The 23179-nt window shown below is 67.3% G+C and carries 23 protein-coding genes and 1 pseudogene; 13 read left to right on the top strand and 11 right to left on the bottom strand.

Going from position 1 to position 23179, the window contains the following annotated elements:
- Window position 1 precedes the first annotated feature (1 nt).
- Entirely contained in the window at window positions 2-1081 is a 1080-nt protein-coding gene (locus AC1DVA_RS06255) for a sn-glycerol-3-phosphate import ATP-binding protein UgpC (RefSeq protein WP_476805379.1), read from the top strand.
- A gap of 189 nt (window positions 1082-1270) precedes the next feature.
- Here AC1DVA_RS06255 and hemW read toward each other — a convergent pair whose 3' ends face one another.
- The 3 genes from hemW to rph all read right to left on the bottom strand — a co-directional run bounded on the left by hemW (window position 1271) and on the right by rph (window position 3976).
- Window positions 1271-2470, bottom strand: coding sequence for a radical SAM family heme chaperone HemW (hemW, locus tag AC1DVA_RS06250; protein WP_476805378.1), 1200 nt, complete (start codon window positions 2468-2470; stop codon window positions 1271-1273).
- Entirely contained in the window at window positions 2467-3114 is a 648-nt protein-coding gene (gene rdgB, locus AC1DVA_RS06245) for an RdgB/HAM1 family non-canonical purine NTP pyrophosphatase (RefSeq protein ID WP_476805377.1), read from the bottom strand. Before rdgB ends, hemW begins: the two co-directional genes overlap by 4 nt.
- Window positions 3115-3259: 145 nt before the next feature.
- Complete coding sequence (gene rph, locus AC1DVA_RS06240) at window positions 3260-3976, bottom strand: ribonuclease PH (protein ID WP_265051117.1); 717 nt, start codon at window positions 3974-3976, stop codon at window positions 3260-3262.
- A gap of 144 nt (window positions 3977-4120) precedes the next feature.
- On the opposite strand from rph, the gene hrcA reads away from it, so the two are divergent.
- Together hrcA and AC1DVA_RS06230 are read left to right on the top strand one after the other, a co-directional pair.
- Window positions 4121-5206: a heat-inducible transcriptional repressor HrcA gene (gene hrcA, locus AC1DVA_RS06235; protein ID WP_265051118.1), complete on the top strand. Its 1086-nt coding sequence runs from the start codon at window positions 4121-4123 to the stop codon at window positions 5204-5206.
- Between the two features lie 203 nt (window positions 5207-5409).
- Window positions 5410-5658 carry a DUF3297 family protein gene (locus AC1DVA_RS06230; protein WP_265051119.1) on the top strand — a complete coding sequence of 83 codons (249 nt, stop codon included), beginning with the start codon at window positions 5410-5412 and terminating at the stop codon, window positions 5656-5658.
- A 121-nt stretch (window positions 5659-5779) separates the two neighbouring features.
- Here the strand turns inward: AC1DVA_RS06230 and AC1DVA_RS06225 are convergent, their stop codons facing one another.
- Together AC1DVA_RS06225 and AC1DVA_RS06220 are read right to left on the bottom strand one after the other, a co-directional pair.
- Window positions 5780-6316: a GNAT family N-acetyltransferase gene (locus tag AC1DVA_RS06225; protein WP_476805376.1), complete on the bottom strand. Its 537-nt coding sequence runs from the start codon at window positions 6314-6316 to the stop codon at window positions 5780-5782.
- Window positions 6313-6864, bottom strand: a complete 552-nt coding sequence (locus AC1DVA_RS06220) for a helix-turn-helix domain-containing protein (RefSeq protein WP_476805440.1) — start codon at window positions 6862-6864, stop codon at window positions 6313-6315. The genes AC1DVA_RS06225 and AC1DVA_RS06220 overlap by 4 nt, the downstream gene beginning before the upstream one ends.
- A 300-nt stretch (window positions 6865-7164) precedes the next feature.
- Here AC1DVA_RS06220 and lepA point away from each other — a divergent pair, with 300 nt between their 5' ends.
- Window positions 7165-8970 (top strand): translation elongation factor 4, encoded by a 1806-nt coding sequence (gene lepA / locus AC1DVA_RS06215; protein WP_476805375.1) that lies wholly within the window; start codon window positions 7165-7167, stop codon window positions 8968-8970.
- Between the two features lie 167 nt (window positions 8971-9137).
- Here lepA and AC1DVA_RS06210 read toward each other — a convergent pair whose 3' ends face one another.
- Window positions 9138-9473, bottom strand: coding sequence for a GIY-YIG nuclease family protein (locus tag AC1DVA_RS06210; protein ID WP_476805374.1), 336 nt, complete (start codon window positions 9471-9473; stop codon window positions 9138-9140).
- A 159-nt stretch (window positions 9474-9632) separates the two neighbouring features.
- On the opposite strand from AC1DVA_RS06210, the pseudogene AC1DVA_RS06205 reads away from it, so the two are divergent.
- From AC1DVA_RS06205 to AC1DVA_RS06190, 4 genes and pseudogenes are all read left to right on the top strand, one after another.
- Window positions 9633-9838, top strand: a pseudogene (locus tag AC1DVA_RS06205) (CsbD family protein).
- A 140-nt stretch (window positions 9839-9978) separates the two neighbouring features.
- Window positions 9979-10725 (top strand): SDR family NAD(P)-dependent oxidoreductase, encoded by a 747-nt coding sequence (locus tag AC1DVA_RS06200; RefSeq protein WP_476805373.1) that lies wholly within the window; start codon window positions 9979-9981, stop codon window positions 10723-10725.
- 7 nt (window positions 10726-10732) lie between these two features.
- The gene (locus tag AC1DVA_RS06195; RefSeq protein ID WP_476805372.1) at window positions 10733-11950 is read left to right on the top strand and encodes an acyl-CoA dehydrogenase family protein; all 1218 of its coding nucleotides are present in this window, start codon (window positions 10733-10735) and stop codon (window positions 11948-11950) included.
- Between the two features lie 9 nt (window positions 11951-11959).
- Window positions 11960-13024, top strand: a complete 1065-nt coding sequence (locus tag AC1DVA_RS06190) for a phosphotransferase family protein (protein ID WP_476805371.1) — start codon at window positions 11960-11962, stop codon at window positions 13022-13024.
- Window positions 13025-13095: 71 nt separating this feature from the next.
- Here the strand turns inward: AC1DVA_RS06190 and eutC are convergent, their stop codons facing one another.
- On the bottom strand, window positions 13096-13863 hold the full coding sequence (eutC, locus tag AC1DVA_RS06185; protein ID WP_476805370.1) for an ethanolamine ammonia-lyase subunit EutC: 768 nt from the start codon (window positions 13861-13863) through the stop codon (window positions 13096-13098).
- The gene (locus AC1DVA_RS06180) at window positions 13860-15248 is read right to left on the bottom strand and encodes an ethanolamine ammonia-lyase subunit EutB (RefSeq protein ID WP_476805369.1); all 1389 of its coding nucleotides are present in this window, start codon (window positions 15246-15248) and stop codon (window positions 13860-13862) included. The genes eutC and AC1DVA_RS06180 overlap by 4 nt, the downstream gene beginning before the upstream one ends.
- 299 nt (window positions 15249-15547) lie before the next feature.
- Here AC1DVA_RS06180 and AC1DVA_RS06175 point away from each other — a divergent pair, with 299 nt between their 5' ends.
- The 5 genes from AC1DVA_RS06175 to tam are packed head-to-tail and all read left to right on the top strand — an operon-like array spanning window position 15548 to window position 20111.
- Window positions 15548-16681: an ABC transporter substrate-binding protein gene (locus AC1DVA_RS06175; RefSeq protein WP_476805368.1), complete on the top strand. Its 1134-nt coding sequence runs from the start codon at window positions 15548-15550 to the stop codon at window positions 16679-16681.
- A gap of 15 nt (window positions 16682-16696) precedes the next feature.
- Window positions 16697-17758 (top strand): FecCD family ABC transporter permease, encoded by a 1062-nt coding sequence (locus AC1DVA_RS06170; RefSeq protein ID WP_476805367.1) that lies wholly within the window; start codon window positions 16697-16699, stop codon window positions 17756-17758.
- 2 nt (window positions 17759-17760) lie between these two features.
- A complete protein-coding gene (locus AC1DVA_RS06165; protein WP_476805366.1) occupies window positions 17761-18546 on the top strand; it encodes an ABC transporter ATP-binding protein in 786 nt (261 codons plus the stop codon).
- A 3-nt stretch (window positions 18547-18549) separates the two neighbouring features.
- Window positions 18550-19329 (top strand): class I SAM-dependent methyltransferase, encoded by a 780-nt coding sequence (locus AC1DVA_RS06160; RefSeq protein WP_476805365.1) that lies wholly within the window; start codon window positions 18550-18552, stop codon window positions 19327-19329.
- Entirely contained in the window at window positions 19326-20111 is a 786-nt protein-coding gene (tam, locus tag AC1DVA_RS06155) for a trans-aconitate 2-methyltransferase (RefSeq protein ID WP_476805364.1), read from the top strand. Before AC1DVA_RS06160 ends, tam begins: the two co-directional genes overlap by 4 nt.
- 12 nt (window positions 20112-20123) lie before the next feature.
- Here tam and AC1DVA_RS06150 read toward each other — a convergent pair whose 3' ends face one another.
- The 3 genes from AC1DVA_RS06150 to AC1DVA_RS06140 are packed head-to-tail and all read right to left on the bottom strand — an operon-like array spanning window position 20124 to window position 23151.
- Entirely contained in the window at window positions 20124-21230 is a 1107-nt protein-coding gene (locus AC1DVA_RS06150) for a DUF2218 domain-containing protein (RefSeq protein WP_476805363.1), read from the bottom strand.
- A gap of 11 nt (window positions 21231-21241) precedes the next feature.
- On the bottom strand, window positions 21242-22360 hold the full coding sequence (locus AC1DVA_RS06145) for an ABC transporter substrate-binding protein (RefSeq protein WP_476805362.1): 1119 nt from the start codon (window positions 22358-22360) through the stop codon (window positions 21242-21244).
- The gene (locus AC1DVA_RS06140) at window positions 22357-23151 is read right to left on the bottom strand and encodes an alpha/beta hydrolase (RefSeq protein ID WP_476805361.1); all 795 of its coding nucleotides are present in this window, start codon (window positions 23149-23151) and stop codon (window positions 22357-22359) included. Before AC1DVA_RS06140 ends, AC1DVA_RS06145 begins: the two co-directional genes overlap by 4 nt.
- Window positions 23152-23179 lie beyond the last annotated feature (28 nt).

Raw genomic sequence — 23179 nt, 5'->3', positions numbered from 1 at the left:
AATGGCCCAGGTCACCCTGAACCACGTCAAGAAGGTCTATGCCGGCGGCGTCGAGGCCGTGAAGGGCGTCTCCTTCGACATCCCCGATGGCGGCTTCTGCGTGCTCGTCGGCCCCTCCGGCTGCGGCAAGTCCACGCTGCTGCGCATGGTCGCCGGGCTGGAGACGATCTCCTCGGGCGAGGTCGCGATCGGCGACCGCGTCGTCAACCAGATCGAGCCGGCCGACCGCGACATCGCGATGGTGTTCCAGAACTATGCGCTCTACCCGCATATGAACATCTACGACAACATGGCCTATGGCCTGCGCAACCGCGGCACGCCGAAGGACGAGATCGACAAGCGCGTGAAGGAAGCGGCGCGTATCCTGGCGATCGAGCCCTTCCTGGAGAGGCGGCCGCGCCAACTCTCCGGCGGCCAGCGCCAGCGCGTCGCCATGGGCCGCGCCATCGTGCGCAAGCCGCAGGTCTTCCTCTTCGACGAGCCGCTTTCGAACCTCGACGCCAAGCTGCGCGTGCAGATGCGCGTCGAGATCAAGAAGCTGCAGCGAGCGCTCGGCGTCACCTCGATCTACGTCACCCACGACCAGGTCGAGGCGATGACGCTTTCCGACAAGCTCGTGGTGATGAATGGCGGCCAGGTCGAGCAGATCGGCGTGCCGGCCGAGGTCTACCGCAAGCCGGCCAGCAAGTTCGTCGCGACCTTCATCGGCTCGCCGCCGATGAACATCCAGCCCGGCACAGTGGACGGCCCCGGCATCGTGGCGCTCGGCGACGCCATCATCGAGGTCCGGGACCTCCGCGAGGATCTGGCGGCGCAGACGCCGGTCGAGGTCGGCCTGCGGCCGGAGGATATCGAGATCGCCTCGGAAGGGCAGGCCGGATCGCTGCCCTTCGACGTGGAGTTCATCGAAGAACTCGGCGCGACCCAGCTCTTCCACGGCAAGCTCGCCGGCCATCCTTTCGTGATGCAGGCGGCGACGGGCGAGGTCGCGGCGCAGGAAGGCCGGCTCTGGATCACGGTCGATCCAGACAAGATCCATGTCTTCGATCCGAAGACGGGCGTGCGGCTGGGCAGGCGCTGAGCGGGTTTCGCATCCTCCACGTCATTCCGGGGCGGGCGAAGGCCCGAGCCCGGAACCCAGAACCAATAACGTCTGAGTAAAGAACGCCACGCTTGCGTCTCTCCAAGAAACGCATCGGTTCTGGGTTCCGGGCTCATCGCTGCGCGATGCCCCGGAATGACCGCGGAGGTTCCGGAGGCCGTAAACCGCTCAAGCCGCCAGATCGGCGACCAGCGCGTCGAGCAGCAGCGCGCCATCCGGCGTCGCGGCGAGACGGCCGCCGGGGCGGTGCATCAGCAGCTTTTCGTCGATCAGGCTCGCGACGCGCTTGGCATTGAGCTCGCGGCCGGCGAGCGCCTTGAAGACGGCCGGATCGATCCCCTCGACGAGGCGAAGCCCCATCAGCAGGTACTCGTCGCCCTGCGCTTCCGAATTCAACAGCTCGTCCTCGACCAGCGCGTGGCCTTCGGCCTCGACACGCTCAAGCCAGATTTCCGGTCGTTTCTCGGTCGAATGCGCCATGCGGCCCTGCGCCGTCACCAGGCGGCCATGCGCGCCGGGGCCGACGCCGGCATATTCGCCATAGTGCCAGTAGACCAGGTTGTGCCGGCATTCCGCGCCCGGCCGTGCGTGGTTCGAGATCTCGTAGACCGGCAGGCCGTGCCGGGCCGTGATCTCCTGCGTCGTCTCGTAAAGCGCCGCACCGGCATCATGATCGGGAATGGCGAGCTTGCCCGCCCGGAACAGCCGTTCGAAGGCGGTGCCGGGCTCGATCGTGAGCTGGTAGAGCGAGAGATGCTCGGCCGCATGGCTGATCGCGAGCTCCAGCTCGGCACGCCAGAGCGCAGGCGTTTGCAAGGGCGAGCGGGCATAGATCAGGTCGAAGGAGTAGCGCTCGAAATATTTGCGCGCGATCGCGACGGCCGCCAGCGCTTCCTCGGCCGAATGCATCCGGCCGAGCGCCTTCAGGTCGGCATCGTTCAGGGCCTGCACGCCGAGCGAGACGCGGTTGACGCCGGCCGCGCGGAAATCGCGGAAACGGCCGGCCTCGACGCTGGTCGGATTCGCCTCCAGCGAAACCTCGCAGTTCGGGTCGACGGCCCAGTGCTCGCCGATCGCGTCGAGGATCGCGCCGACGGTGCGGCCTTCCATCAGCGAGGGCGTGCCGCCGCCGAAGAAGATCGACGAAACGGTGCGGCCGGGCGCCAGCGCGGCGCGGTGGGCGATCTCGCGGCGGAAGGCGGCGATATAACGCTGCTGGTCGGGCGGTTGCAGCCGCACATGCGAGTTGAAGTCGCAATAGGGGCACTTGGCGAGGCAGAACGGCCAATGCACATAGACGGCGAAGCCCGCATCCGCGGTCGGATGCAAGACGCCGGGCCGCTCGATCAGGGCGGCCGAGGGGCTCACGCCGGCTTCCTCAGGCAGGTGGCGGCGAGCGCGTGGAAGGCGCGCGCACGATGCGACAGGCCGGGCGAGCCATCGGCGGGAATGCCGTGCTTCTCCTGTGCGGTCATCTCGCCGAAGGTCTTGTCGTGGCCATCAGGCAGGAAGATCGGGTCGTAGCCGAAGCCGCCTGCACCGCGGACGTCGTGAGTGACGGTGCCGAAGACGCGCCCCTCGAACAGCTCCTGATGCCCGTCCGGCCAGGCGATGACCAGCGCCGAGACGAAGTGAGCCTTGCGCTGCCCGGGCGTGGTCGCGCCGCGCTTCGCCAGCTCCATCTGCACGCGTGCGATCGCCGGGGCGAAATCCTTGCCCGGCCCGGCCCAGTTGGCCGAGAACAGGCCGGGCGCGCCGTCGAGCGCGTCGATGCAGACGCCGGAATCGTCGGAGAGCGCCGGCAGGCCGCTGGCTTTGGTCGCAGCGACCGCCTTGATCGCCGCATTCTCCGAGAACATGAACCCGTCCTCGACCGGCTCGGGCAGACCGAGCTCGCCGGCCGAGACGAGCTCGATGCCGTAGGGCGCCAGCAGCTCGCGCATTTCGCGCAGCTTGCCTTGGTTATGGGTCGCGATCACGACCTTGCCGGAGAGGAGGCGGTGGTTCGACATCGGTATCTCTCGTTACCCGCCTCGTCATCCCGGGCTTGACCCGGGATCCATCGAAGGGTGTCGCAACTCTACGATGGATTCCGGATCTGCGCTTCGCTGCGTCCGGAATGACGGTGTTGTTCGATTGCTTGTGCGATCGGCCGGATCAGGCGACCGCCGCCTTCTGCAGCGCGACGAGCTTGCTGACGCCACCTTTGGCCAGCTTGAGCAGCGCGAGCAACTCCTCTTCCGAGAACGGCGCGCCTTCCGCCGTGCCCTGCACCTCGACGAGGCCGCCCGTGCCGGTGATGACGAAATTCGCGTCGGTCTGGGCGCCGGAATCCTCGACATAGTCGAGATCGATCACCGGATTGCCGGCGACGATGCCGCAGGAGATGGCGGCGACATGGTCCTTGAGCGGGTTGGTGCCCTTGAGCAGGCTGCGCCCTTCCATCCATTTCAATGCGTCATGCAGCGCCACCCACGCGCCGGTGATCGAGGCCGTGCGGGTGCCGCCATCGGCCTGCAGCACGTCGCAATCGACAACGATCTGGCGCTCGCCGATCGCGGTGAGGTCGACGACCGCGCGCAGCGAGCGGCCGATCAGGCGTTGAATCTCCTGCGTGCGGCCGGAGGGCTTGCCGGAGGTGACCTCGCGGCGGGTGCGCTCATGAGTGGCGCGCGGCAGCATCGAATACTCGGCGGTGACCCAGCCCTTGCCGGTGCCGCGCAGCCACGGCGGCCCCTTTTCCTCGACGGTCGCGGCGCAGAGCACCTTGGTCTCGCCGAACGTCACCATGCAGGAACCCTCGGCATAGCGAACCACGCCGCGCTCGAGCGTGACCTTGCGCATCTCGTCTGCGGCGCGTTTGGAGGGTCGCATGAAATAATCCTGTCTTGCGGAGAAGTGGCGGCTTGTAGGCGCTCATGCCGCGCTCGGCAAGGCGCCGGCCCTGTTTCACCCCTTGATCCGCGCCTCCTGCATGACGACAATAGGGTTGGAACGACGGTTCGCCCGAACAGGTTCATGAGCGCCCATACGCCCCGCCCCGAGACGATGAGCGGCCTGGTCGAGACCGACCAGCGCTCGCGCGAGATTTTCCGCCAGATCGTCGACGGCTACCTCGCGACCGGGGAGCCGGTCGGCTCGCGCAATATTGCCCGCCTGCTGCCGATGGCGCTGTCGCCCGCGACGGTGCGCAACGTCATGACCGATCTGGAGCTGGCCGGGCTGATCTATGCGCCGCATACTTCCGCCGGGCGCCTGCCCACGGAACGGGGCCTGCGCTTCTTCGTCGACGCGATGATGGAGGTCGGCAACCTCACCTCGGACGAGCGGGCGCGCATCGAGGCGCAGATCCGGGCCGGGGCAGGCCATCGCAATCTCGACCAGACATTGACCGAGGCCTCGGCGCTGCTCTCCGGTCTCTCGCGCGGCGCCGGCGTGGTCGTGACGACCAAGGCCGATCCGCGACTCAAGCACATCGAATTCGTCCGGCTCGATCCGGCCCGCGCGCTCGTCGTCCTCGTCTCGGAGGACGGCGCGGTCGAGAACCGCCTGCTGGCGCTGCCGGTGGGTTTGCCCGCCTCGGCGCTGGTCGAGGCCGCGAACTTCCTCAACGCCCGCATCCTCGGCAAGACGCTGGCGGACCTGCGCGGCGAGATCGCGGGGCAGCGCGCGCTGATGGAGCGCGAGCTCGACGTGCTGACCGCGCGGCTGGTGGAGAGCGGCATCGCGACCCAGTCCGGCCCCGGCAGCGACCGGCATCTGATCGTGCGCGGCCAGGCCAACCTGCTCGAGGACCTCCGGGCGCAGGAGGACCTGGAACGAATCCGCATGCTCTTCGGCGATCTCGAGACGCAGACCGATGTCATCGATCTCCTCACCCGCGCCGAGCAGGGCGACGGGGTGCGCATCTTCATCGGTTCGGAGAACAAGCTGTTCTCGATGTCGGGTTCCTCGATGGTGGCGGCGCCGTTCCGCGATGCCGAGCAGCGCATCGTCGGCGTGGTCGGCATCATCGGCCCGACGCGGCTGAACTACGCCCGTATCGTCCCGATGGTCGACTACACCGCCAAGGTCGTCGGCCGCCTGCTCGACGGCGAGCGCTGAGGCGCCGGGCCATCGCCGTCATCCCGGGCTTGCCCCGGGATCCATCGCCGGGCGCGGCACTCTTCGATGGATTCCGGATCGGCGCGGCTTCGCCGCTTGTCCGGAATGACGACAGGTTTTCACTTGAAGAATTTGGCTTCCGGCGCGGATGCGGCTAGGTGTGCGCGAAAGCGACCCGTTTGCGAACACCCAAGGCCAGATCCATGTCAGACCAGCTTCCCGACCGTCTTTCCGTCAACCCGGACAGCCCCTTCTACAACGCCGACGTGCTGGCGCGTGACATCGGCATCCGCTTCAAGGGCGTCGAGAAGACCAATGTCGAGGAATATTGCGTCTCCGAAGGCTGGGTGAAGGTCGCGGCCGGCGCCGCCAAGGATCGCTTCGGCCGGCCGATGACGATCACGCTCAAGGGCCCGGTCGAGCCTTATATCCGCGGCAACGTCGAGAGCTGAAGCGCGCCATTCCCACCGCCGTCATTCTCGGGCTTGACCCGAGAATCCCAGGCAAGACGAAGCGCTGGAGCCTCCACCGGCAAGAGATGCTCGGGTCAAGCCCGAGCATGACGCCTGTCACTCAAGCGAGGCTCTTGTAGAAAAACGTCGAGCCGCAATCGGCACCATCAGGCATCAGCGCATAGCGCGGGATGGTACCCGCTTCCGTCCAGCCGAGCCGATTGTAGAGCCGCCGCGCCGCGCCGTGCTCGTCCGTATCGAGCACCAGCAGGTCACGGCGCTTCTCGCGCGCGATCGCCTCGGCCCGCTGCATCAGGGCCTCGCCGATGCCCTGCCGACGCGCGCGCGAATGCACCAGCACCTTGGCGATCTCGGCCCGGTGGGGCTGGTTCGGTTTGCCGATCAGGTGAAGTTGCGCCGTGCCGACGAGGCCGTCCGCCGCGCGCGCGCCCAGCAGGACAACCTGCCCGCCCGCGACGCCAGCCGCGACATCGCGCCAGAAGCGCTCATAGTCCGCCGTCGTGTTCCAGTTCATGAAGCCGACCGAGGCTCCGTTGGCGACGCAGTCGCGCAGGATTTCGGACAGCGCCGGAATGGCGGCCTCGGCAGCCCGGGCGTCGAAGACGTCGATGGCGACGGAGAAGCTGACCGCGTTCATGCGATATGTCCCGGAAAACTGCCGCGCCCGGCGGCGAGGATGACGACGTAGCGGACGGGCACGGCGCCCGGATTGCTGTAGATGATGGCGCCGCGCAGATGCATCTGCAGGCAGTCACCCTCGGAAAGCGCGTGGCCGGTCCCCTCGACCGTCAGGTCGAGCCTGCCTTGCAGCACCCAGACCTGCTGGTCGAGTGGAGGGGCACCCGTCGCGTTGTCGAGGCGGACCTCGGCGCCGCCCGGCAACTCGACCTCGACGATCTCGAAGCCCGATCCCGTGCCGCGCGGCGAGACGTTGCGGCGCAGATAGCCGCTCGCCGGATCGCGCCAGACCGGTTGGGCAGCGCGCTGCGCCAACGGCCCGGTTCCCGCTTCCTCCTCCAGCAGCGCCGAGAGCGACAGGCCGAGCCCGGAGCCGAGGCGGACCAGCAGCGCGGCGGTGGGGCTCGATTCGCCGCGCTCGACCCGCGAAATCATCGCCCGGCTGACGCCGCTGCGCTCGGCCAGCACATCGAGCGTCAGGCCATGGCGCTGGCGGGCCGATTTCAGGCGCTGCCCAGGCGCCGGTCGATTTCGGTGTCGCTCTCAAATTCCATATTGAGAGAATAATTCTTAGATAATGGAAATTGCAAGAGACAACGTTCAGGATGTCCGCGCTGAAGCCTCTGCCGTCATCCTGGGCGTGACCTGGGGTCCATCGGAAGGTGCCGGCGATCCACGATGGATCCCGGATCTGTGCTTCGCTCCGCCCGGGATGAGGCCGCGGCTCCAAAGCAAAACAGGCCTCCGGAAGGGTCTCTCGAGAGGCCGGCGCTTGGCGCGGCGCGGCATCACTGCTATGGCGCGCGCATGAGCACCCGCACCATCGACAATATCCGCAACTTCTCGATCGTCGCGCATATCGACCACGGCAAGTCGACGCTGGCCGATCGTCTGATCCAGCAGACCGGCACCGTCGCGGCCCGCGACATGAGCGAGCAGATCCTCGACTCGATGGATATCGAGAAGGAGCGCGGCATCACCATCAAGGCCCAGACGGTGCGGCTCGACTATCGGGCACAGGACGGCAAGGACTACGTCCTGAACCTGATGGACACCCCCGGCCACGTCGATTTCGCCTATGAGGTCTCGCGCTCGCTGGCGGCCTGCGAGGGCTCGCTCCTGGTCGTCGATGCCTCGCAGGGCGTCGAGGCGCAGACGCTCGCCAACGTCTATCAGGCTCTCGACGCCAACCACGAGATCGTCACCGTCCTCAACAAGATCGACCTGCCCGCCGCCGATCCCGAGCGGATCAAGCAGCAGATCGAGGATGTGATCGGGCTCGACGCCTCCGAGGCCGTGCCGATCTCGGCCAAGACCGGCATCAATATCGAGGGCGTGCTCGAAGCCATCGTCACCAAGCTGCCGGCGCCCAAGGGCGATCCCGACGCGCCGCTGAAATGCCTGCTGGTCGATAGCTGGTACGACGCCTATCTCGGCGTCGTCGTGCTCGTGCGCGTCATCGATGGCGTGCTCAAGAAGAACATGACCATCCGGATGATGCGGGCCAACGCCTCCTATGGCGTCGACCGCGTCGGCGTCTTCAAGCCCAAGATGCAGGAGGTCAAGGAACTCGGCCCCGGCGAAGTCGGCTTCTTCACCGCCTCGATCAAGGAGGTCGCCGATACCGCCGTCGGCGACACCATCACGGACGAGAAGCGCCAGACCCCGCAGGCGCTGCCGGGCTTCAAGCCGGTGCAGCCGGTGGTGTTCTGCGGCATCYTCCCGGTCGACGCCGCCGATTTCGAGGTGCTGCGCGCCGCGATGAGCCGGCTGCGGCTGAACGATGCGTCGTTCTCCTACGAGATGGAGACGTCGGCGGCGCTCGGCTTCGGCTTCCGCTGCGGCTTCCTCGGGCTCCTGCATCTGGAAATCATCCAGGAGCGGCTGGAGCGCGAGTTCAACCTCAACCTGATCTCGACCGCGCCTTCGGTGGTCTATCATCTCAAGCTGCGCGACGGCACCACGTTGGAGCTGCACAACCCGGCCGACATGCCGGACGTGATGAAGATCGAATTCATCGAGGAGCCCTGGATCAAGGCGACGATCTTCACGCCCGACGAGTATCTCGGCTCCGTCCTGAAGCTCTGCCAGGACCGCCGCGGTATCCAGACCGACCTGTCCTATGTCGGCTCACGCGCCAAGGTCGTCTACGACCTGCCGCTGAACGAGGTCGTGTTCGATTTCTACGACCGGCTGAAGTCGATCTCGAAGGGCTACGCCTCCTTCGACTACGCCATCACAGATTATCGCGAGGGCGACCTCGTGCGCATGTCGATCCTGGTCAATGCCGAGCCGGTCGATGCGCTCTCGATGCTGGTCCATCGCTCGCGCGCCGACGCTCGCGGCCGCGCCATGTGCGAGAAGCTCAAGGAGCTGATCCCGCCGCACATGTTCCAGATTCCGGTCCAGGCGGCTATTGGCGGCAAGATCATCGCCCGCGAGACCATCCGCGCGCTGCGCAAGGATGTGACCGCCAAGTGCTATGGCGGCGACGCCACCCGCAAGCGCAAGCTTCTGGAGAAGCAGAAGGAAGGCAAGAAGAAGATGCGGCAGTTCGGCAAGGTCGAAATCCCGCAGGAAGCCTTCATCGCCGCCCTCAAGATGGACGACTGAGCGGCTCCGGCCGCTCGCGAGCACCCGGCATTTCCGGAAGGGCGCCGTCATCCCGGACAAGCCGCGAAGCGGCGCCGATCCGGGATCCATCGAAAGGCACTTGCACTCTGTGATGGATCCCGGGGCAAGCCCGGGATGACGGTGCGGTTTCGACGAGAAATGACGTGTTAGATCGCCTCGGCACCGAGCTTCGCCTGCCAATGGGCGAGGCGCTCCTTCAGCACGCGATCCCGAACATAGACGATATCCTCGTCCTCCAGCCTGTCGAGCGCCTCGAACCGGAAGGCGTCCGGACCATGCGCGTTCCAAGCCGCCTGCAAGGAGCGCTGGCGATGGCTGCCATGGCGCAATGTGAAGCGCAGGCGGTTCTCGATCTTCGCGAGATCGGGTGCGCGGCCGACCCAGATCAGCCCGGCCGCCTCGCAGCGGAAGGCGAAGATGCCTGCCACCGTCTTCCGTTCCTTGTAGGCGGCTGTCGCCGCTCTCCTGTCCGCCATCTGCATCGGTTCAACCCATCCTGTCTGATGGGCGTTCAATAATACCCGGATTTTATTAACGCAACATTTTATCCGGGTATTTTACGCCGCGACTGCTTTTCGAATGAACAATCGCGCCGTCGGCGCGTTGTTTCCATGAATCCACACTCGCATGAGGACGTCCCGATGGACTGGAATCGCGTCGAAGGAAACTGGAAGCAGGTCAAGGGCAAGGTCAAGGAACAGTGGGGCAAGTGACCGATGACGATCTCGACGTCATCGCCGGCAAGCGCGACCAGCTCGAAGGCAAGATTCAGGAGCGTTACGGCCTCGCGAAGGACAAGGCGCGCACCGATATCGATGATTGGTACGGCCGCCAGACCTGGCAGTGATCGCGGCGGCCGCTGATCGGCCATCCGTAAGTCCAAGACGAAGCCCGGCGCATGCGTGCCGGGCTTTTTGCGTGGGACGGCGGCCTTGATCGCGGCCGGCAACCAGCCGAAGGTTGCGGGTGATCGAAGCGGGATGCCTGATGTTCGACGATCTCTCAGGGAAGCGCGCCCTTGTCACGGGCGCATCGGGCGGTCTGGGGCTGCATTTCGCGAAGCTGCTCGCGCGCCATGGCGCCGACGTCACCTTGGCGGCGCGACGTCCGGCCGCATTGGACGCTGCCTGCGCTGAGATCGCGGCCCGCGGCGGCAAGGCCAGCGGTTTGTCGCTCGATGTCGTCGATTCCGCTTCGATCAACGAAGCGCTTGCCGGCAGGTCTTTCGATATCCTGATCAACAATGCCGGCATCAGCGGCGCCGGGCGAGCGGCCGACCTCGGCGAAGCCGATTGGGACGCGGTGATCGACACCAATCTGAAGGGCGTCTTCCTCGTCGCACAGGCCGTCGCGCGGGGCATGCGCGAAACGGACCGAGGTGGCACCATCGTCAACATCGCCTCGATCCTCGGCCATCGCGTCGCCGGCGGGGTCAGCGCCTATGCCGCGTCGAAGGCCGGTGTGATCCAGCTCACCAAGGCGCTCGCGCTCGAATGGGCGCGCGACGGCATCCGCGTCAATGCGCTGTGTCCCGGCTATATCGAGACCGATATCAACCGCGATTTCTTCGCCAGCGAAGCCGGCCAGCAGCTCGTCAAGCGCATCCCGCAGCGCCGCCTCGGCCGGCCGGAGGAACTCGACGGCGCGCTTTTGCTGCTCGCCTCGGCCGCCGGAAGCTACATCACCGGCTCGACCATCGAGGTCGATGGCGGCCATCTCGTCTCGTCCCTGTGAGCGAACCATGAACTTCGAGATCACGCCCCGGATCGAAGATTATCGCGCGCGCATCGCCGCGTTCGTCGCGCGCGAAATCATCCCGCTCGAAGCGGACCAGGCGTCCTATGATCCGCATGGCAACATCGCGCTGCCATTGCTGGAGACGCTTCGCGCCAAGGCGCGTGCCGAAGGCCTCTGGTGCCTGCAGCTCAAGCCGGAGACGGGCGGAGCCGGGCTCGGCAAGATCGGCATGGCCGTCTGTTACGAGGAGATGAACCGCTCGATCTTCGGCCCCGTCGTCTTCAATTCAGCCGCGCCCGACGATGGCAACATGATGATGCTGGAAGCGCTCGGCACGCCCTATCAGAAGGAGCGCTGGCTCAAGCCGATCGTCGAGGGCCGGGTTCGTTCCGCCTTCGCCATGACCGAGCCGCATCCGGGCGGCGGTTCCGATCCCTCGATGATCCTGACCAAGGCCGAGCGGCGCGGCGACCGCTACGTCGTCAGCGGCCGCAAATGGTTCATCACCGGCGCGGAGGAGGCCAAGCACTTCACCCTCGTTGCCCGCACCTCCGACGATCCGCGCAACGGGCTCACCGCCTTCCTTTTCCATGCCGACCAGCCGGGCTGGCGCATCCTGCGCCGCATCGAGATCATGGGGCCCGAAGAGCATGGCGGCCATTGCGAGATCGAGTTCGACGGGCTCGAAATCCCCACCGAGGATGTGCTCGCCGGCGAGGGCAAGGGCATGAAGGTGACGCAGGTGCGGCTCGGCCCGGCCCGCCTGACCCATTGCATGCGCTGGCTCGGCCTCTCCAAGCGCTGCATCGAGATCGCGCAGGCCTATGCCGCCGAGCGCTACGGCTTCGGCCAACGCCTCGCCGACCGCGAGAGCATCCAGCTCAAGCTCGGCGACCTCGCCATGCGCATCGAGATCGGCCGCATGCTGGTGATGAAGGCGGCCTGGGAGCTTGAGCGCGGCGGCTTCGCCCGCAAGGAGGTCTCGATGGCCAAGGTCCAGGTCGCCAATGTCCTGCACGACGCGGCCGATGTCGCGATCCAGATCAACGGTGCACGCGGCTATTCCAAGGACACTGTGCTCGAATGGATCTACCGCTATGCCCGGCAGGCGCGGCTGGTCGACGGCGCCGACGAGGTCCACAAGATGGTGCTGAACCGCTTCCTGACCGAGGAGGGCCGCGATTTCTGGCGCTGGCCCGTCGCCGGGCAGGTGCAGGACTAAGTCCCGGCGATGGCGGGACATGGTGGCGAGGCCGCGAGCGGCAACCTGGATTTCGATCCTGCCGCGTTGGCAGGGTTCCTCCACGAGCGCTTCGGCACAGAGGAACTCGCCATCGAGCGCATCGGCGGCGGCCAGTCGAACCCGACCTATTTCGTCGATCATGGCGAGCGCCGCCTCGTGCTGCGCAAGCAGCCGGCCGGGCCGATCCTGCGCGGCGCGCATGCCATCGACCGGGAATATCGCGTTCTCGAAGCGCTGGGACCGACGAATGTCCCGGTGCCCCGCGCCGTGCTCTTTCACGCCGATCCCGAGCCGCTTGGCACGCCCTTCTACCTGATGGAGCGGTTGGAAGGCCGCGTCTTCCACGACTGTGCGCTGCCGGGATTGGAGCCGGCCGAGCGGCGCGGCATCTATCTCGGCATGGCCGGGGCGCTGGCGAAGCTCCATGCCGTCAGCCCGGATGCGGTCGGGCTTGGCGACTATGGCCGCCCCGGCAACTACTTCGAGCGCCAGATCGCCCGCTGGACCAGGCAGCTGCGCGAGTCGCCGGGCGAACGGATCGCGGAGCTGGAGACTGTCGCGGACTGGCTGCCGGCACATCTGCCCCCCGATGACGGCCAGGTCTCCATCGCCCATGGCGATTACAGGCTCGGCAATCTGCTGTTCCACCCGACGAGGCCCGAGGTGATCGGCATTCTCGACTGGGAACTCTCGACGCTCGGCCATCCGCTCGCCGATCTCGGCTATTGCGCCATGCCCTGGCATACCGCCCCGGACGAGTATGGCGGCATCCTCGGGCTCGACGGCGCCGCGCTCGGCATCCCCACCGAGGCCGAATTCCTCAGGCATTATTATGCGCATGCCGTGCCGACGGCTCCCTTGCTGCGCTTCCACCTCGTCTTCGCGCTGTTCCGTTTCGCCGTGATCTTCGTCGGCATCGCCGATCGTGTGCGGGCCGGATCGGCAGCAGGGACGAATGCTGCCGCATTGGCGCCGCTGGCACAGGGCTTCGCGCGGCGTGCCTTGGAGGCCGTGGAAGGGCAGGGCGTCTTTCTCGGGCGAAGCGAAGCGTAGACCCGGGAATCTCAGGCCAGAGCGGGCAAGTTTAAGAAACGGGCGGATCGAGCCCGCCTATGATGGCGCGTTCAAATCGCGTCGGTGGCGAGGCGGGGGCTCGTGTTACTCGCGCTCTCATCCTTCAGCGCCACGCCGGAAAGCCCGCGCGCAAAGGCCGCCTCGACCAGCCAGGCCACGCGCGCCGCGGCCTCGGACGGTGCCAGGCCCGCGCCATGGATATTGGAGACGCAGTTGCGCTCGCCGTCGTTGCGGCCCGGGCGCGGCGCGTGGGTGACATAGACCCCGAGGCTGTCGGGGCAGGAGAGTCCTGGCCGCTCGCCGATCAGCAGCAATGTCAGGCGCGCGCCGAGGAGTGCGCCGATCTCGTCGCCGATCGCGACCCTGCCTTGCGCGACGATAACGGCCGGCGACAGCGACCAGCCAAGCCGCCGCGCGAGAGGCAGGAAAGCTGCCACGAAGTTGACCGCGTGGGCCTGGACCGCGCTCGCCGAAAGACCATCGGCGATGACGAGCGCGATATCGCAGCCCGTGCCGGCGCGGCTTTCCAAAAGGGCCCGGCTTTCGGAAATAAGGCTGCGGCCGAGATCGGGCCGCAGCAGGTAGGAGGCACGCCCGGCCGCGCGGCTCGCCACCTGAAGGCTATCGAGCCCGGGCGTTGCCAGATTGGCCGCAAGTTTTCCGACATCGAGCTCTGCGTGGACGGCATCGCGCGCCTGTGCATGCGCAAGCGCGAAGCGCAGCGTCTCGCGCGTGCCGAGCCCCGAGCCGGCACGGCCGATGCCGATGCGCGCCGGCGTCAGTGCCGACAGCCTTGGCCAGGGATCGGGCACGCTCACGCCACCAGCTCCGCCAGCGAGGTAATCAGGCGCGGCGCGCCGGCCTGGGGCCGGAGGCGGCCATCGGTTCCGGTCAGGCCCTGCTCCTGCAGCCAGCGCTCGAATTCGGGCGCGCGCTTCAGCCCGAGCAGGTCGCGGATGTAGAGCTGATCGTGGAAGGAGGTCGACTGATAGTTCAGCATCACGTCGTCGGCGCCGGGCACGCCCATGACATAGGTGACGCCGGCGGCACCGAGCAGCGTCAGCAGCGCGTCCATGTCGTCCTGATCCGCTTCGGCGTGATTGGTGTAGCAGACGTCGCAACCCAGCGGCAGGCCCATCAGCTTGCCGCAGAAATGGTCTTCCAGCCCGGCGCGGGTGATCTGCTTGCCGTCATAGAGGTATTCCGGGCCGATGAAGCCGACGACAGTGTTGACCAGCAGCGGATCGAAGGCCCGGCAGACGGCATAGGCGCGCGCCTCCAGAGTCTGCTGGTCGACACCGTGATGTGCCTCCGCCGAGAGCGCCGAGCCCTGCCCCGTCTCGAAATACATCACGTTCTGTCCCAGCGTGCCGCGCTTGAGCGAGAGCCCGGCCTCGTAACCTTCGCGCAGCACCGCGAGATCGATGCCGAAGGAGCGGTTGGCGGCCTGCGTGCCGGCGACGGACTGGAAGACGAGATCGACCGGTGCGCCGCGCCCGATCAGCTCGATCGAGGAGGTGACATGGGTGAGCACGCAGCCCTGCGTCGGGATCTCGTAGCGTTGGATCACCTCGTCGAGCAGCTTGAGCAGGTCCGACAATACGCCCAGATTGTCCGACACCGGATTGATGCCGATGACGGCATCGCCGCAGCCATAGGACAGCCCGTCGATGATCGATGCAGCGATGCCGCGCGGGTCGTCGGCAGGGTGGTTCGGCTGCAGGCGCACGGCCATGGTGCCGGGCAGGCCGATCGTATTGCGGAAGCGGGTCACCACCCGGCATTTCCGCGCCACCGCGATGAGATCCTGCAGGCGCATGATCTTGGAGACGGCGGCCGCCATCTCCGGCGTGATACCCGGCGCCAGCCTCGTCAGCGCCTCGGTCGAGGCCTCGTCCGAGAGCAGCCAGTCGCGAAAGCCTCCGACCGTCAGGCTGGCGACGGGCGCGAAGGCTGCGGCATCATGGCTGTCGACGATCAGGCGGGTGACCTCGTCGGTCTCGTAGGGGACCAGCGCCTGCGACAGGAAGGTCGTGAGCGGCAGGTCGGCGAGGGCCATGCGGGCGGCCACGGCCTCTTCAGCAGATCGAGCCGCCAGCCCCGCGAGCTGGTCGCCGGAGCGCAGCGGCGTCGCCTTCGCCATGAGATCGCGCAGGTCGTCGAAGACATAGCTTCGCGAACCGATGACATGGCGATAGGCCATGCGCTTCACCTCTCTGCTGCCGGCGGGGCTGGTCGGCGTCCCCGCGCGATCGATCGCCCGATCTTCAGCATGAATCGTGCCGGCGGGCAAAAGCTGGGGGTTGGCCTGCTCCGCAACGGGATCGCGCCTCCGGGCAGCCTGACGAGCGATCCAAGGCCGGCGGCGAGACGATGCGTCGGGAGATTTCAGGAAATCACCAGTATTCACTAATTTAGAATGATTAAAAACAGAGCGATTTGCTTTGATGGACCCCGCAAGACTGTGTAAGCGCGGGGGAGTTCTCAATAAGGACGGTTGTCATGTTTGTTCTGCCCCGGCTGACCCGCCTGCTCTCGGTTGCCGCACTCGCTATTGCCGCCTTGTCAACTTCGGCGCGGGCCGAGACGATCGAGGTCACCGATCTCGCCGGGCGCGTCGTCAACGTCACGCGCGATCCATCGAAGATCGTGCTCAGCGAAGGCCGCCAGCTCTACACGCTGGCGATGCTGGACCGCGAGGATCCGTTCAAGCGCGTCGTCGGCTGGGGCAACGACCTGATCCAGAACGATCCGGGCGCCTGGGCGAAATATCTGGCGAAGTTCCCGAAGGCCAAGGACGTCGCCGATATGGGCAACCCTTTTGCGGCCGATGTCAGCATGGAGAAGATCGCCTCGCTCGGCACCGAGGTCTACATCCTCGACCTCTCCAACTACTTCAAGGCGCAGGAGACCGGCCTGCTCGGCAAGCTCGAGAAGGCTGGCATCGCCACGGTCTTCGTCGATTTCCGCCAGGATCCGACACAGAACGTGCTGCCGAGCGTGCAGTTGCTGGGCCGCGTGCTCGGCCGCGAGAAGGAGGCGAACGCCTTCGCCGACTACTACATGCAGCAGACCCGGCGCATCTATGCCCGCGTCGGCTCTATTCCCGACAAGAAGAAGCCGATGGTCTTCGTCGAGCGCGCGGCCGGCCTGCTGCCTTGCTGCGCCACCTTCGGCCCCTTCAATTTCGGCCGCTTCATCGAGGAGGCCGGTGGACGCAACTGGGGCAGCCAGTTCTTCTCGGCCTTCCAGGCCGAGGCTGCGCAGGAGAAGGTGCTCTCCGACAATCCCGACGTCTATTTCCTGACCGGCGCCAACTGGTACGGCAGCAATCCCGGCAGCACTGCCGTCAGCCTCGGCTACGACGCCACGCCTGAGAAGGTCCAGAAGGAGATGTCGGCGCTGATGCAGCGGCCCGGCTTCCAGCAGCTCAAGGCGGTGCAGGGCAAGAAGGTGATGGCCTTCTACCACCAGTTCTACGACGCGCCGTATTACTTCGTCGCCGAACTCGCCATGGCCAAAGAACTCTACCCGGACCTGTTCAAGGATCTCGATCCGGAGGTGGTGTTCAAGGAATTCCACGAGAAGTTCCTGCCGATCGCCTATTCCGGCGTGTTCTGGGCGAAGCTCCAGTGATCCCGGCCTGAGGCGATGACGGCTGTCCTGCCCGTGCCGGCGACCGCGACTGCGGACTATCGCAAGCGCAATACGAAGCGCCTGAGGCTCGTGCTTCTCGGCGTTGTCGCGCTCGTCCTCGCGGTGGCGCTCGATGTCTCGATCGGGCCGGGCAATCTGCCGCTCGCCGATGTACTGCGCACGCTGGCCGATCCGCAATCGGCCACGCCGCGGCTGTCCGTCATCGTCTGGGATCTGCGCCTGCCGATCGCGCTGATGGCGCTCGCCGTCGGCGCGATGCTCGGCCTGAGCGGGGCGGGCATGCAGACCATCCTCGCCAATCCGCTGGCCGACCCCTTCACGCTCGGTGTCTCGGCGGCCGCGACGGTCGGCGCCTCCGTCGCGATCGTCTTCGGCTGGAGCGTCATCCCCGGCGCCGGAGCGTTCATCGTCACGGCCAACGCCTTCGTCTTCGCGCTTGCCGCCTCGCTCGTCCTGTTCCTCATGACCAAGCTGCGCGGCGTCAGCGCCGAGACGATGATCCTCGTCGGCATCGCCCTGCTCTTCACCTGCAACGCCTTCACGGCGCTGCTGCAGTATCGCTCCAACGAGGTGCAGCTCACCCAGATCGTGTTCTGGACGCTGGGCAGCCTCGCCCGCGCCACCTGGACCAAGGTCGGCGTCGCCGCCGTGCTGATCGGGCTGGCCCTGCCGTTCTTCCTGATGCGTGGCTGGGCGCTCACCGCGCTCCGGCTCGGCGACGAGCGCGCGGAAAGCCTCGGCGTCCGCGTCGATCGCCTGCGATTGGAAATCCTGATCGCGACGTCGCTGCTGGCCGCGGTCTCGGTCTCCTTCGTCGGCGGCATCGGCTTCATCGGGCTCGTCGGCCCGCATATCGCGCGGCTTTTGGTCGGCGAGGACCAGCGCTTCTTCCTGCCCGTGGCGACGATCGCGAGCGCGGTGCTGCTCTCGCTGGCTTCCACCGTCTCGAAGGTGATTACGCCGGGGGTGATCTATCCGATCGGCATCATCACGGCGCTGATCGGCGTGCCGTTCTTCATCAGCCTGGTCATGTCGATCCGCAACAAGGCAGCCTGACGATGGCGCTCGCGATCCGCGATCTCGATTTCCGTTACGGTTCGACGCCGGTCCTGCGAGGGCTCGGCACCGGCGACCTGCCGCGCGGCGAACTGACGGCGCTCGTCGGCCCGAACGGCTCCGGCAAGTCGACGATGTTCCGCTGTGCTGCCGGCCTGCTGCGGCCGCAAGCCGGCCATGTCAGCCTCGACGGCCATGACCTGGCGGGGTTCTCGCTGCGAGAGCGGGCGCGCAAGGTGTTCTACCTGTCGCAGGATACCGAGGCACGCGTCGTGCTCTCGGTCTTCGACATCATCCTGCTCGCCCGCAAGAGCCTGCATCGCGGCTTCGCGCTCGCGGCTTCGGCCGACGACACACGCGCCGTCGAGGCGGTGATCGAGGAGCTCGGCCTCGGCCCCTTCGCCTCGCGCGATATCGCGACGCTCTCGGGCGGCCAGCGCCAGCTTGCGGCGATCGGCCAGGCGCTGGTGCGAGAGCCCGACGTGCTGCTGCTCGACGAGCCGACCAGCGCGCTGGACGTCCGCCGCCAGCTCGACGTCATGGCGACGATCCGCGACGCGACGCGCCGGCGCGGCATCGTCACCGTCGTGGCGATCCATGATCTGTCGCTCGCGGCCCGCTTCGCCGATCGTGTGCTGGTCATGAATGCCGGTCGGATCGCCCAGGCCGGTCAGCCTGAAAAGGTGCTTGCGCATCCGGCCGTTGCGGAGACATATGCGGTCGGCGTTCACCTTGAGCGCTCGGCCCGGGGCACCCTGCTGGTCGAGCCCTATATCCACGGTCAGTGAGCCATGTCCGCTCCCGCATCGCACGACAACTTCACCCTGAAGGAAGAGATCCGCGCCTATTGGTCGGTTCGCGCCGAGAGTTTCGATCTCTCCTTCGGCCATGCGATCAAGTCTGACCGGGAGCTCAAGGCGTTCCAGCGCCTGATCGGCGACTCCTTCGGCCCCGAGCCGCTGGACGTGCTCGACCTCGCCTGCGGCACCGGCGAGATCACGCGCGCGCTACTGTCGCTGGGCCACCGCGTCACGGCGCTCGACTTTTCCGAGGCGATGCTCGAACGCGCCCGCGCCAAGCATGGCAAGAACGCCCGCTTCCGGCTCGGCGACGCCGAGCATCTGCTCGACGAGGATGCGAGCTATGACGCGGCGATCACCCGCCATCTCGTCTGGACGCTGACCGACCCGGAGGCCGCCTTCGCCGAGTGGTTCCGTGTGTTGCGGCCCGGTGGCCGCCTCCTCGTCATCGATGGCGACTGGATCAACCGCAGCCGCTGGCAGGCGCTGGTCAACCGCTTCGGCAACTGGCTGCGCGACAAGCGCGGCGCGGCCGTCCACCAGATCGATGCCGACACCCATGCCTCGATCGCCCAGCGCTTCTATTTCAAGGACGGGCTGAGCCGGCAGCGTCTCGAGGACATGCTGAAGGCGGCTGGCTTCGTCGATATCGTGCCGGCCGACTACATTCAGGTCGTGCGTGAGCAGCAGCGCGCCGCGCCGCTGCATGATGCGATCCGGCTGTCATCCTCGACCCGTTTCGCCCTCCTCGCCCGGAAGCCCTCGGCATGACCGCGAAGCCGGACTGGGACGCCTCGCAATATCTGCGCTTCGAGGACGAGCGCACGCGTCCGCCTGCCGATCTCCTTGCCCGCGTGCCGCTGAGCGAGCCGAAGCGCTGCATCGATCTCGGCTGCGGCCCCGGCAACAGCACAGAGCTGGTCGCGGCGCGCTTCCCGCATGCCGTGACGGAGGGGCTCGATTCCTCGCCGGACATGCTGGAGAAGGCGCGCGAGCGCCTACCGGACCTGTCCTTCGTGCCGGGCGATGTCGCGACCTGGTCTGACGCCGCCGGCTACGACCTGATCTTCGCCAATGCCGTCCTGCAATGGCTGCCTGATCACGAGGCGCTGTTCCCGCGGCTCGCGCGCTCGCTGGCACCGGGCGGCTGCCTCGCCGTGCAGATGCCGAACAATCTCATGGAGCCTTCGCATGTCGCGATGCGGGAGGTCGCCGCTGAAGCGCCGTGGGCCGAGAAGCTCGCCACCGCCAAGGCGGAGCGGTCGGCGATCGGCTCCTTCGGCGATTACCGGCGCTGGCTCGCAGCCGCCGGCTGCCGGGTCGATATCTGGCAGACCACCTATGTGCACGCGCTGGCCGGAATCGAGGCCATCGCCGAATGGTTCAAGTCGACCGGGCTGAAGCCCTATCTCGACCGTTTGACGCCGGCGGAGCGCGAGATCTTCATCGAGCGCTATCTGGAGCATATCGCCCCCGGCTATCCGGTCGAGAGCGACGGGAAGGTGCTGCTGCGCTTCCCGCGCCTGTTCATCGTCGCCCTTCGCGAAGGCTGACCGCGGCCAGGCTCAGGCCTTGGCTGCCTCCGCCTTCTTGGCGGCGACATGTTCCTCGTCGGTCGCGCCGTTGCGCCAATAGCTGACGACGAGATGCTGGTCGCGCTCCGGCCGCAGCTTGCCGCGCGCCGCCGCCCGGATCTCCCGGAAACCGCCGTGCTCCATCGCGGCCCAGAGATAGGTGGCCGGCCCTTCCGCCGGCCAGTCGAGCGCCGCGAAAGCCTCCTGCAATAGCGGCAGGCTGCCGGGTGCAGCGTCGCCGCGATGCAACCAGGTCACGGCAATGCCCGCCGGATGGCGCAGCGGCTGCTCCTCGCCGGCATTGGCGACTTCGAAGAAGGCTTGCCCCATCGCCTCGGCGGGCAGGTTCTCCAGCATGCGCGCCGCCGCCGGAAGCCCTGTCTCGTCGGCAAGGAAGACGTAGCGCTCGGCGGTCTTGAGGCCGCGCCCGCCGGGCCCGCCCATCCCGACCAGATCGCCCGTCTTGGCCCGCATGGCGAAGGCCGAACCGGGACCGGCATCCTCGTGCAGGACGAAGTCGACCGCCAGCGTGCCGGCTGCCGGGTCGATCTCGCGGATCGTGTACTTCCGGACGATCGGGCGTGCTTGTGTGGACGGCTGCATAAGGAGACCGTCATCGCCGACCATGGGCCAGCTCGGCGCCGTCACGCCCTCGGGCGGGATGAACAGGCGCACATGCAGCGCATCGATCTTGTCGAAGCGGGCGAGATTCTCGCCGCGGAGGCGGATGCGGCGCATATGCGGCGTGATCGTCTCGACGTCGGTCACGGTCAGCACCCGGAAATCGGCCGGCAGCGCCGGACCCGTGCCGTCTCCTACCCAGCGCATTTCCGGCGCGTCGCCCTTCGGGGCGAATTCGATGACATGGCTGGCGATCGCGCGCTTCATCTCCTGCAGCGCCGCCACATCCGGTGCCTCGACCGTGACGTCGAGCGCAGCGGCCGAGAGGCCGATGCGCGCCCGGCTGGCATCGAGCAGGATCACCGTCGCGCCCTCCTGTTCGCTGATCACGGCCTCATGCTCGACGAGATGCGCGCAGAGCGGCCTCAGGACGCTTTCCGGATCGGCCAATGCGATCCGGGTCGAAGTAGCCAGCATGATGATCTCCGTCAGGGTTTGCCGGCTGCCGGGGCAGCGATCCACAGCGTCCCGTCGAGCGGGATGGCCGAGAAGCGTGCGCCCTCCGCAAGCGTAGCGGCCGGGTCGATGTCGCGAAAACGCTCGGGATGGAGCCATTTCGCCAGCGCCTCGATGGCGACGACATGCAGCGGCGTGTCGTTGAAGAGATGCCAGAAGCCGAAGGCGCGCCGCTTCTCGATAGCCGTGAGCGTCGACAGAGATGGTGTCGCGAGCAGCTTGGCGAAGCTCGCTTTCGCATCGGCTTCGCCAATGCCGAGGCCGAGCACCAGCCCGCCGAGCTTCGCCAGATGTGTGCCGCCGGTCGCGACATAGACGTCGGGGTCGGCGCTGATGAGCTGCTCCAGCCCGATCTGCCCGGTTGCGCCCGGCAGCATCGCGGCGGCGATGTTGCGGCCGCCCGCGGCATGGACGAATTCGTTGAAGGTGCCCTGGCCGGCCGTCATGCAGCAATCGTAGCCGCCGGCATGGGCGTGGATGAAGACGGAGGGCCGGGTTGTGCCTGCAACGCGGCTCGCGACGCGCTGCATCCGCTCCTCGTAGAACGCGATCAGCTTGTCCGCCTGTTCCTCGCGGCTGATGAGCCGTCCGAGCGCCCGCAGGCTCGGCACGGTGTCGCGCAGCGGCTCCAGGAAGAAGTCGACGACCACGACCGGAATGCCCGCGCCCTCCAGCTTCTCGACGAGATCGCCCGGACCGCGGCGGGTGCCGGCGAGCGAGCGGCTGAGTACGACGAGATCCGGCCCGAGCGCGATCGCCCGCTCCAGCGAGAAACCGTTCGCCGTTCCCCCGTCTCCGACGATGGGAAGCGCGTCGATCGCCGGAAACCGCGCCCGGTAGCGGGCGAGCGCATCTGCGTTCTGGCGTTCGAGATCGTTGCCCCAGCCGGCGAGAAGGCTGACCGGATCGGGGTGGAGCAGGCCGAGCGCATTGAGCTGCCGGCCTTGCGCCAGCACGATGCGCCTTGCCGGCGCAGCCAGCCTGACGGTGCGGCCGAGCACATCGGTCGCCGTGACCGGTTCGCTCGCCCTTGCGGACAGAACCGGCAGGGCCAGAGCGGCCAGAAGCAGTGCTCGCCTGTCGATCGTCATGCGGCTGTGACCTTGCCCTGTGCCGTCCCGGTCAACGCGAAGGCCACGGCCCGCGACAGCATCGCCGGGATCACCGAGACGTGGTTCTCGCCCGGGAATTCCACGAACTCGCAGGCCACCCGCCCGGAGGCTCTGAGGCGCTCGGCCATCTCCGCGGCGTTGTCGCGCATGCGGGCTCGCGCCAGTCGCTCGGCTCGCTGCGCGCCCACGGCGAGCCCCGGCCCTTGCTCCAGACCGCCTACTGTCATCAAGAGCCGTCCGGCGCGGGGCGTGTCGAAGCGGAAGGCCTCCTCGCTCGCCAGGATCGCGCGATCCTGCCACCAGATCGACGGGCTGCCGGCGACATGGGCTTCGAAGAGACCGGGCCTGTTGAAGCAGGCATGGAGCGCGAACAGCCCGCCATAGGAATGGCCGACCAGCGTGCGCCGGGCCCGGTCGAGCGGGGCGAGGCGCTCGACGAGGGGAAGGATTTCGCCCGCAATCATGTCGAGGAACCGGTCGGCGCCATCAGGCACGGGCAGCAGGTCGCGCTGGCGGCGCTCCGCATCGAAGGGCTGCCCGCCGGGATAGCCGATGCCGATGATCACGGCGGGGCTCACCCCCGTCGCTTCCGGCCTCAGCGCCTGCAGGTTTGCGGCGGCCAGGGCCGTCGCGAACAGAGCATGGCCGTCGACAAGTACCATCGCCGGAAAGCCGGTCGGCGGGGCGGGGCCGGCAGGTATCGAGATCAGCAGCCGATAGCGCGATCCGTCCGGGGCCTCGAAGTCACGCTGCCAAGCCTGCGGCAGCATGACCGGCTGAAGCTCCGCATCTGATCCG

Source organism: Allobosea sp. P4_C6, from assembly GCF_056402015.1.
Note: the sequence above shows the minus strand (reverse complement) of the source record. Positions and strands in the feature narration are given on the sequence as shown.

Coding starts and splice junctions, on each gene's coding strand:
- AC1DVA_RS06255 (WP_476805379.1), top strand. CDS start 2: ATGGCCCAGGTCACCCTGAACCACGTCAAGAAGGTCTATGCCGGCGGC.
- rdgB (WP_476805377.1), bottom strand. CDS start 3,114: ATGTCGAACCACCGCCTCCTCTCCGGCAAGGTCGTGATCGCGACCCAT.
- rph (WP_265051117.1), bottom strand. CDS start 3,976: ATGCGACCCTCCAAACGCGCCGCAGACGAGATGCGCAAGGTCACGCTC.
- hrcA (WP_265051118.1), top strand. CDS start 4,121: ATGAGCGCCCATACGCCCCGCCCCGAGACGATGAGCGGCCTGGTCGAG.
- AC1DVA_RS06230 (WP_265051119.1), top strand. CDS start 5,410: ATGTCAGACCAGCTTCCCGACCGTCTTTCCGTCAACCCGGACAGCCCC.
- AC1DVA_RS06225 (WP_476805376.1), bottom strand. CDS start 6,316: ATGAACGCGGTCAGCTTCTCCGTCGCCATCGACGTCTTCGACGCCCGG.
- AC1DVA_RS06210 (WP_476805374.1), bottom strand. CDS start 9,473: ATGCAGATGGCGGACAGGAGAGCGGCGACAGCCGCCTACAAGGAACGG.
- AC1DVA_RS06200 (WP_476805373.1), top strand. CDS start 9,979: ATGTTCGACGATCTCTCAGGGAAGCGCGCCCTTGTCACGGGCGCATCG.
- AC1DVA_RS06195 (WP_476805372.1), top strand. CDS start 10,733: ATGAACTTCGAGATCACGCCCCGGATCGAAGATTATCGCGCGCGCATC.
- AC1DVA_RS06190 (WP_476805371.1), top strand. CDS start 11,960: ATGGCGGGACATGGTGGCGAGGCCGCGAGCGGCAACCTGGATTTCGAT.
- AC1DVA_RS06180 (WP_476805369.1), bottom strand. CDS start 15,248: ATGGCCTATCGCCATGTCATCGGTTCGCGAAGCTATGTCTTCGACGAC.
- AC1DVA_RS06175 (WP_476805368.1), top strand. CDS start 15,548: ATGTTTGTTCTGCCCCGGCTGACCCGCCTGCTCTCGGTTGCCGCACTC.
- AC1DVA_RS06170 (WP_476805367.1), top strand. CDS start 16,697: ATGACGGCTGTCCTGCCCGTGCCGGCGACCGCGACTGCGGACTATCGC.
- AC1DVA_RS06165 (WP_476805366.1), top strand. CDS start 17,761: ATGGCGCTCGCGATCCGCGATCTCGATTTCCGTTACGGTTCGACGCCG.
- AC1DVA_RS06160 (WP_476805365.1), top strand. CDS start 18,550: ATGTCCGCTCCCGCATCGCACGACAACTTCACCCTGAAGGAAGAGATC.
- tam (WP_476805364.1), top strand. CDS start 19,326: ATGACCGCGAAGCCGGACTGGGACGCCTCGCAATATCTGCGCTTCGAG.
- AC1DVA_RS06150 (WP_476805363.1), bottom strand. CDS start 21,230: ATGCTGGCTACTTCGACCCGGATCGCATTGGCCGATCCGGAAAGCGTC.
- AC1DVA_RS06145 (WP_476805362.1), bottom strand. CDS start 22,360: ATGACGATCGACAGGCGAGCACTGCTTCTGGCCGCTCTGGCCCTGCCG.
- AC1DVA_RS06140 (WP_476805361.1), bottom strand. CDS start 23,151: ATGCTGCCGCAGGCTTGGCAGCGTGACTTCGAGGCCCCGGACGGATCG.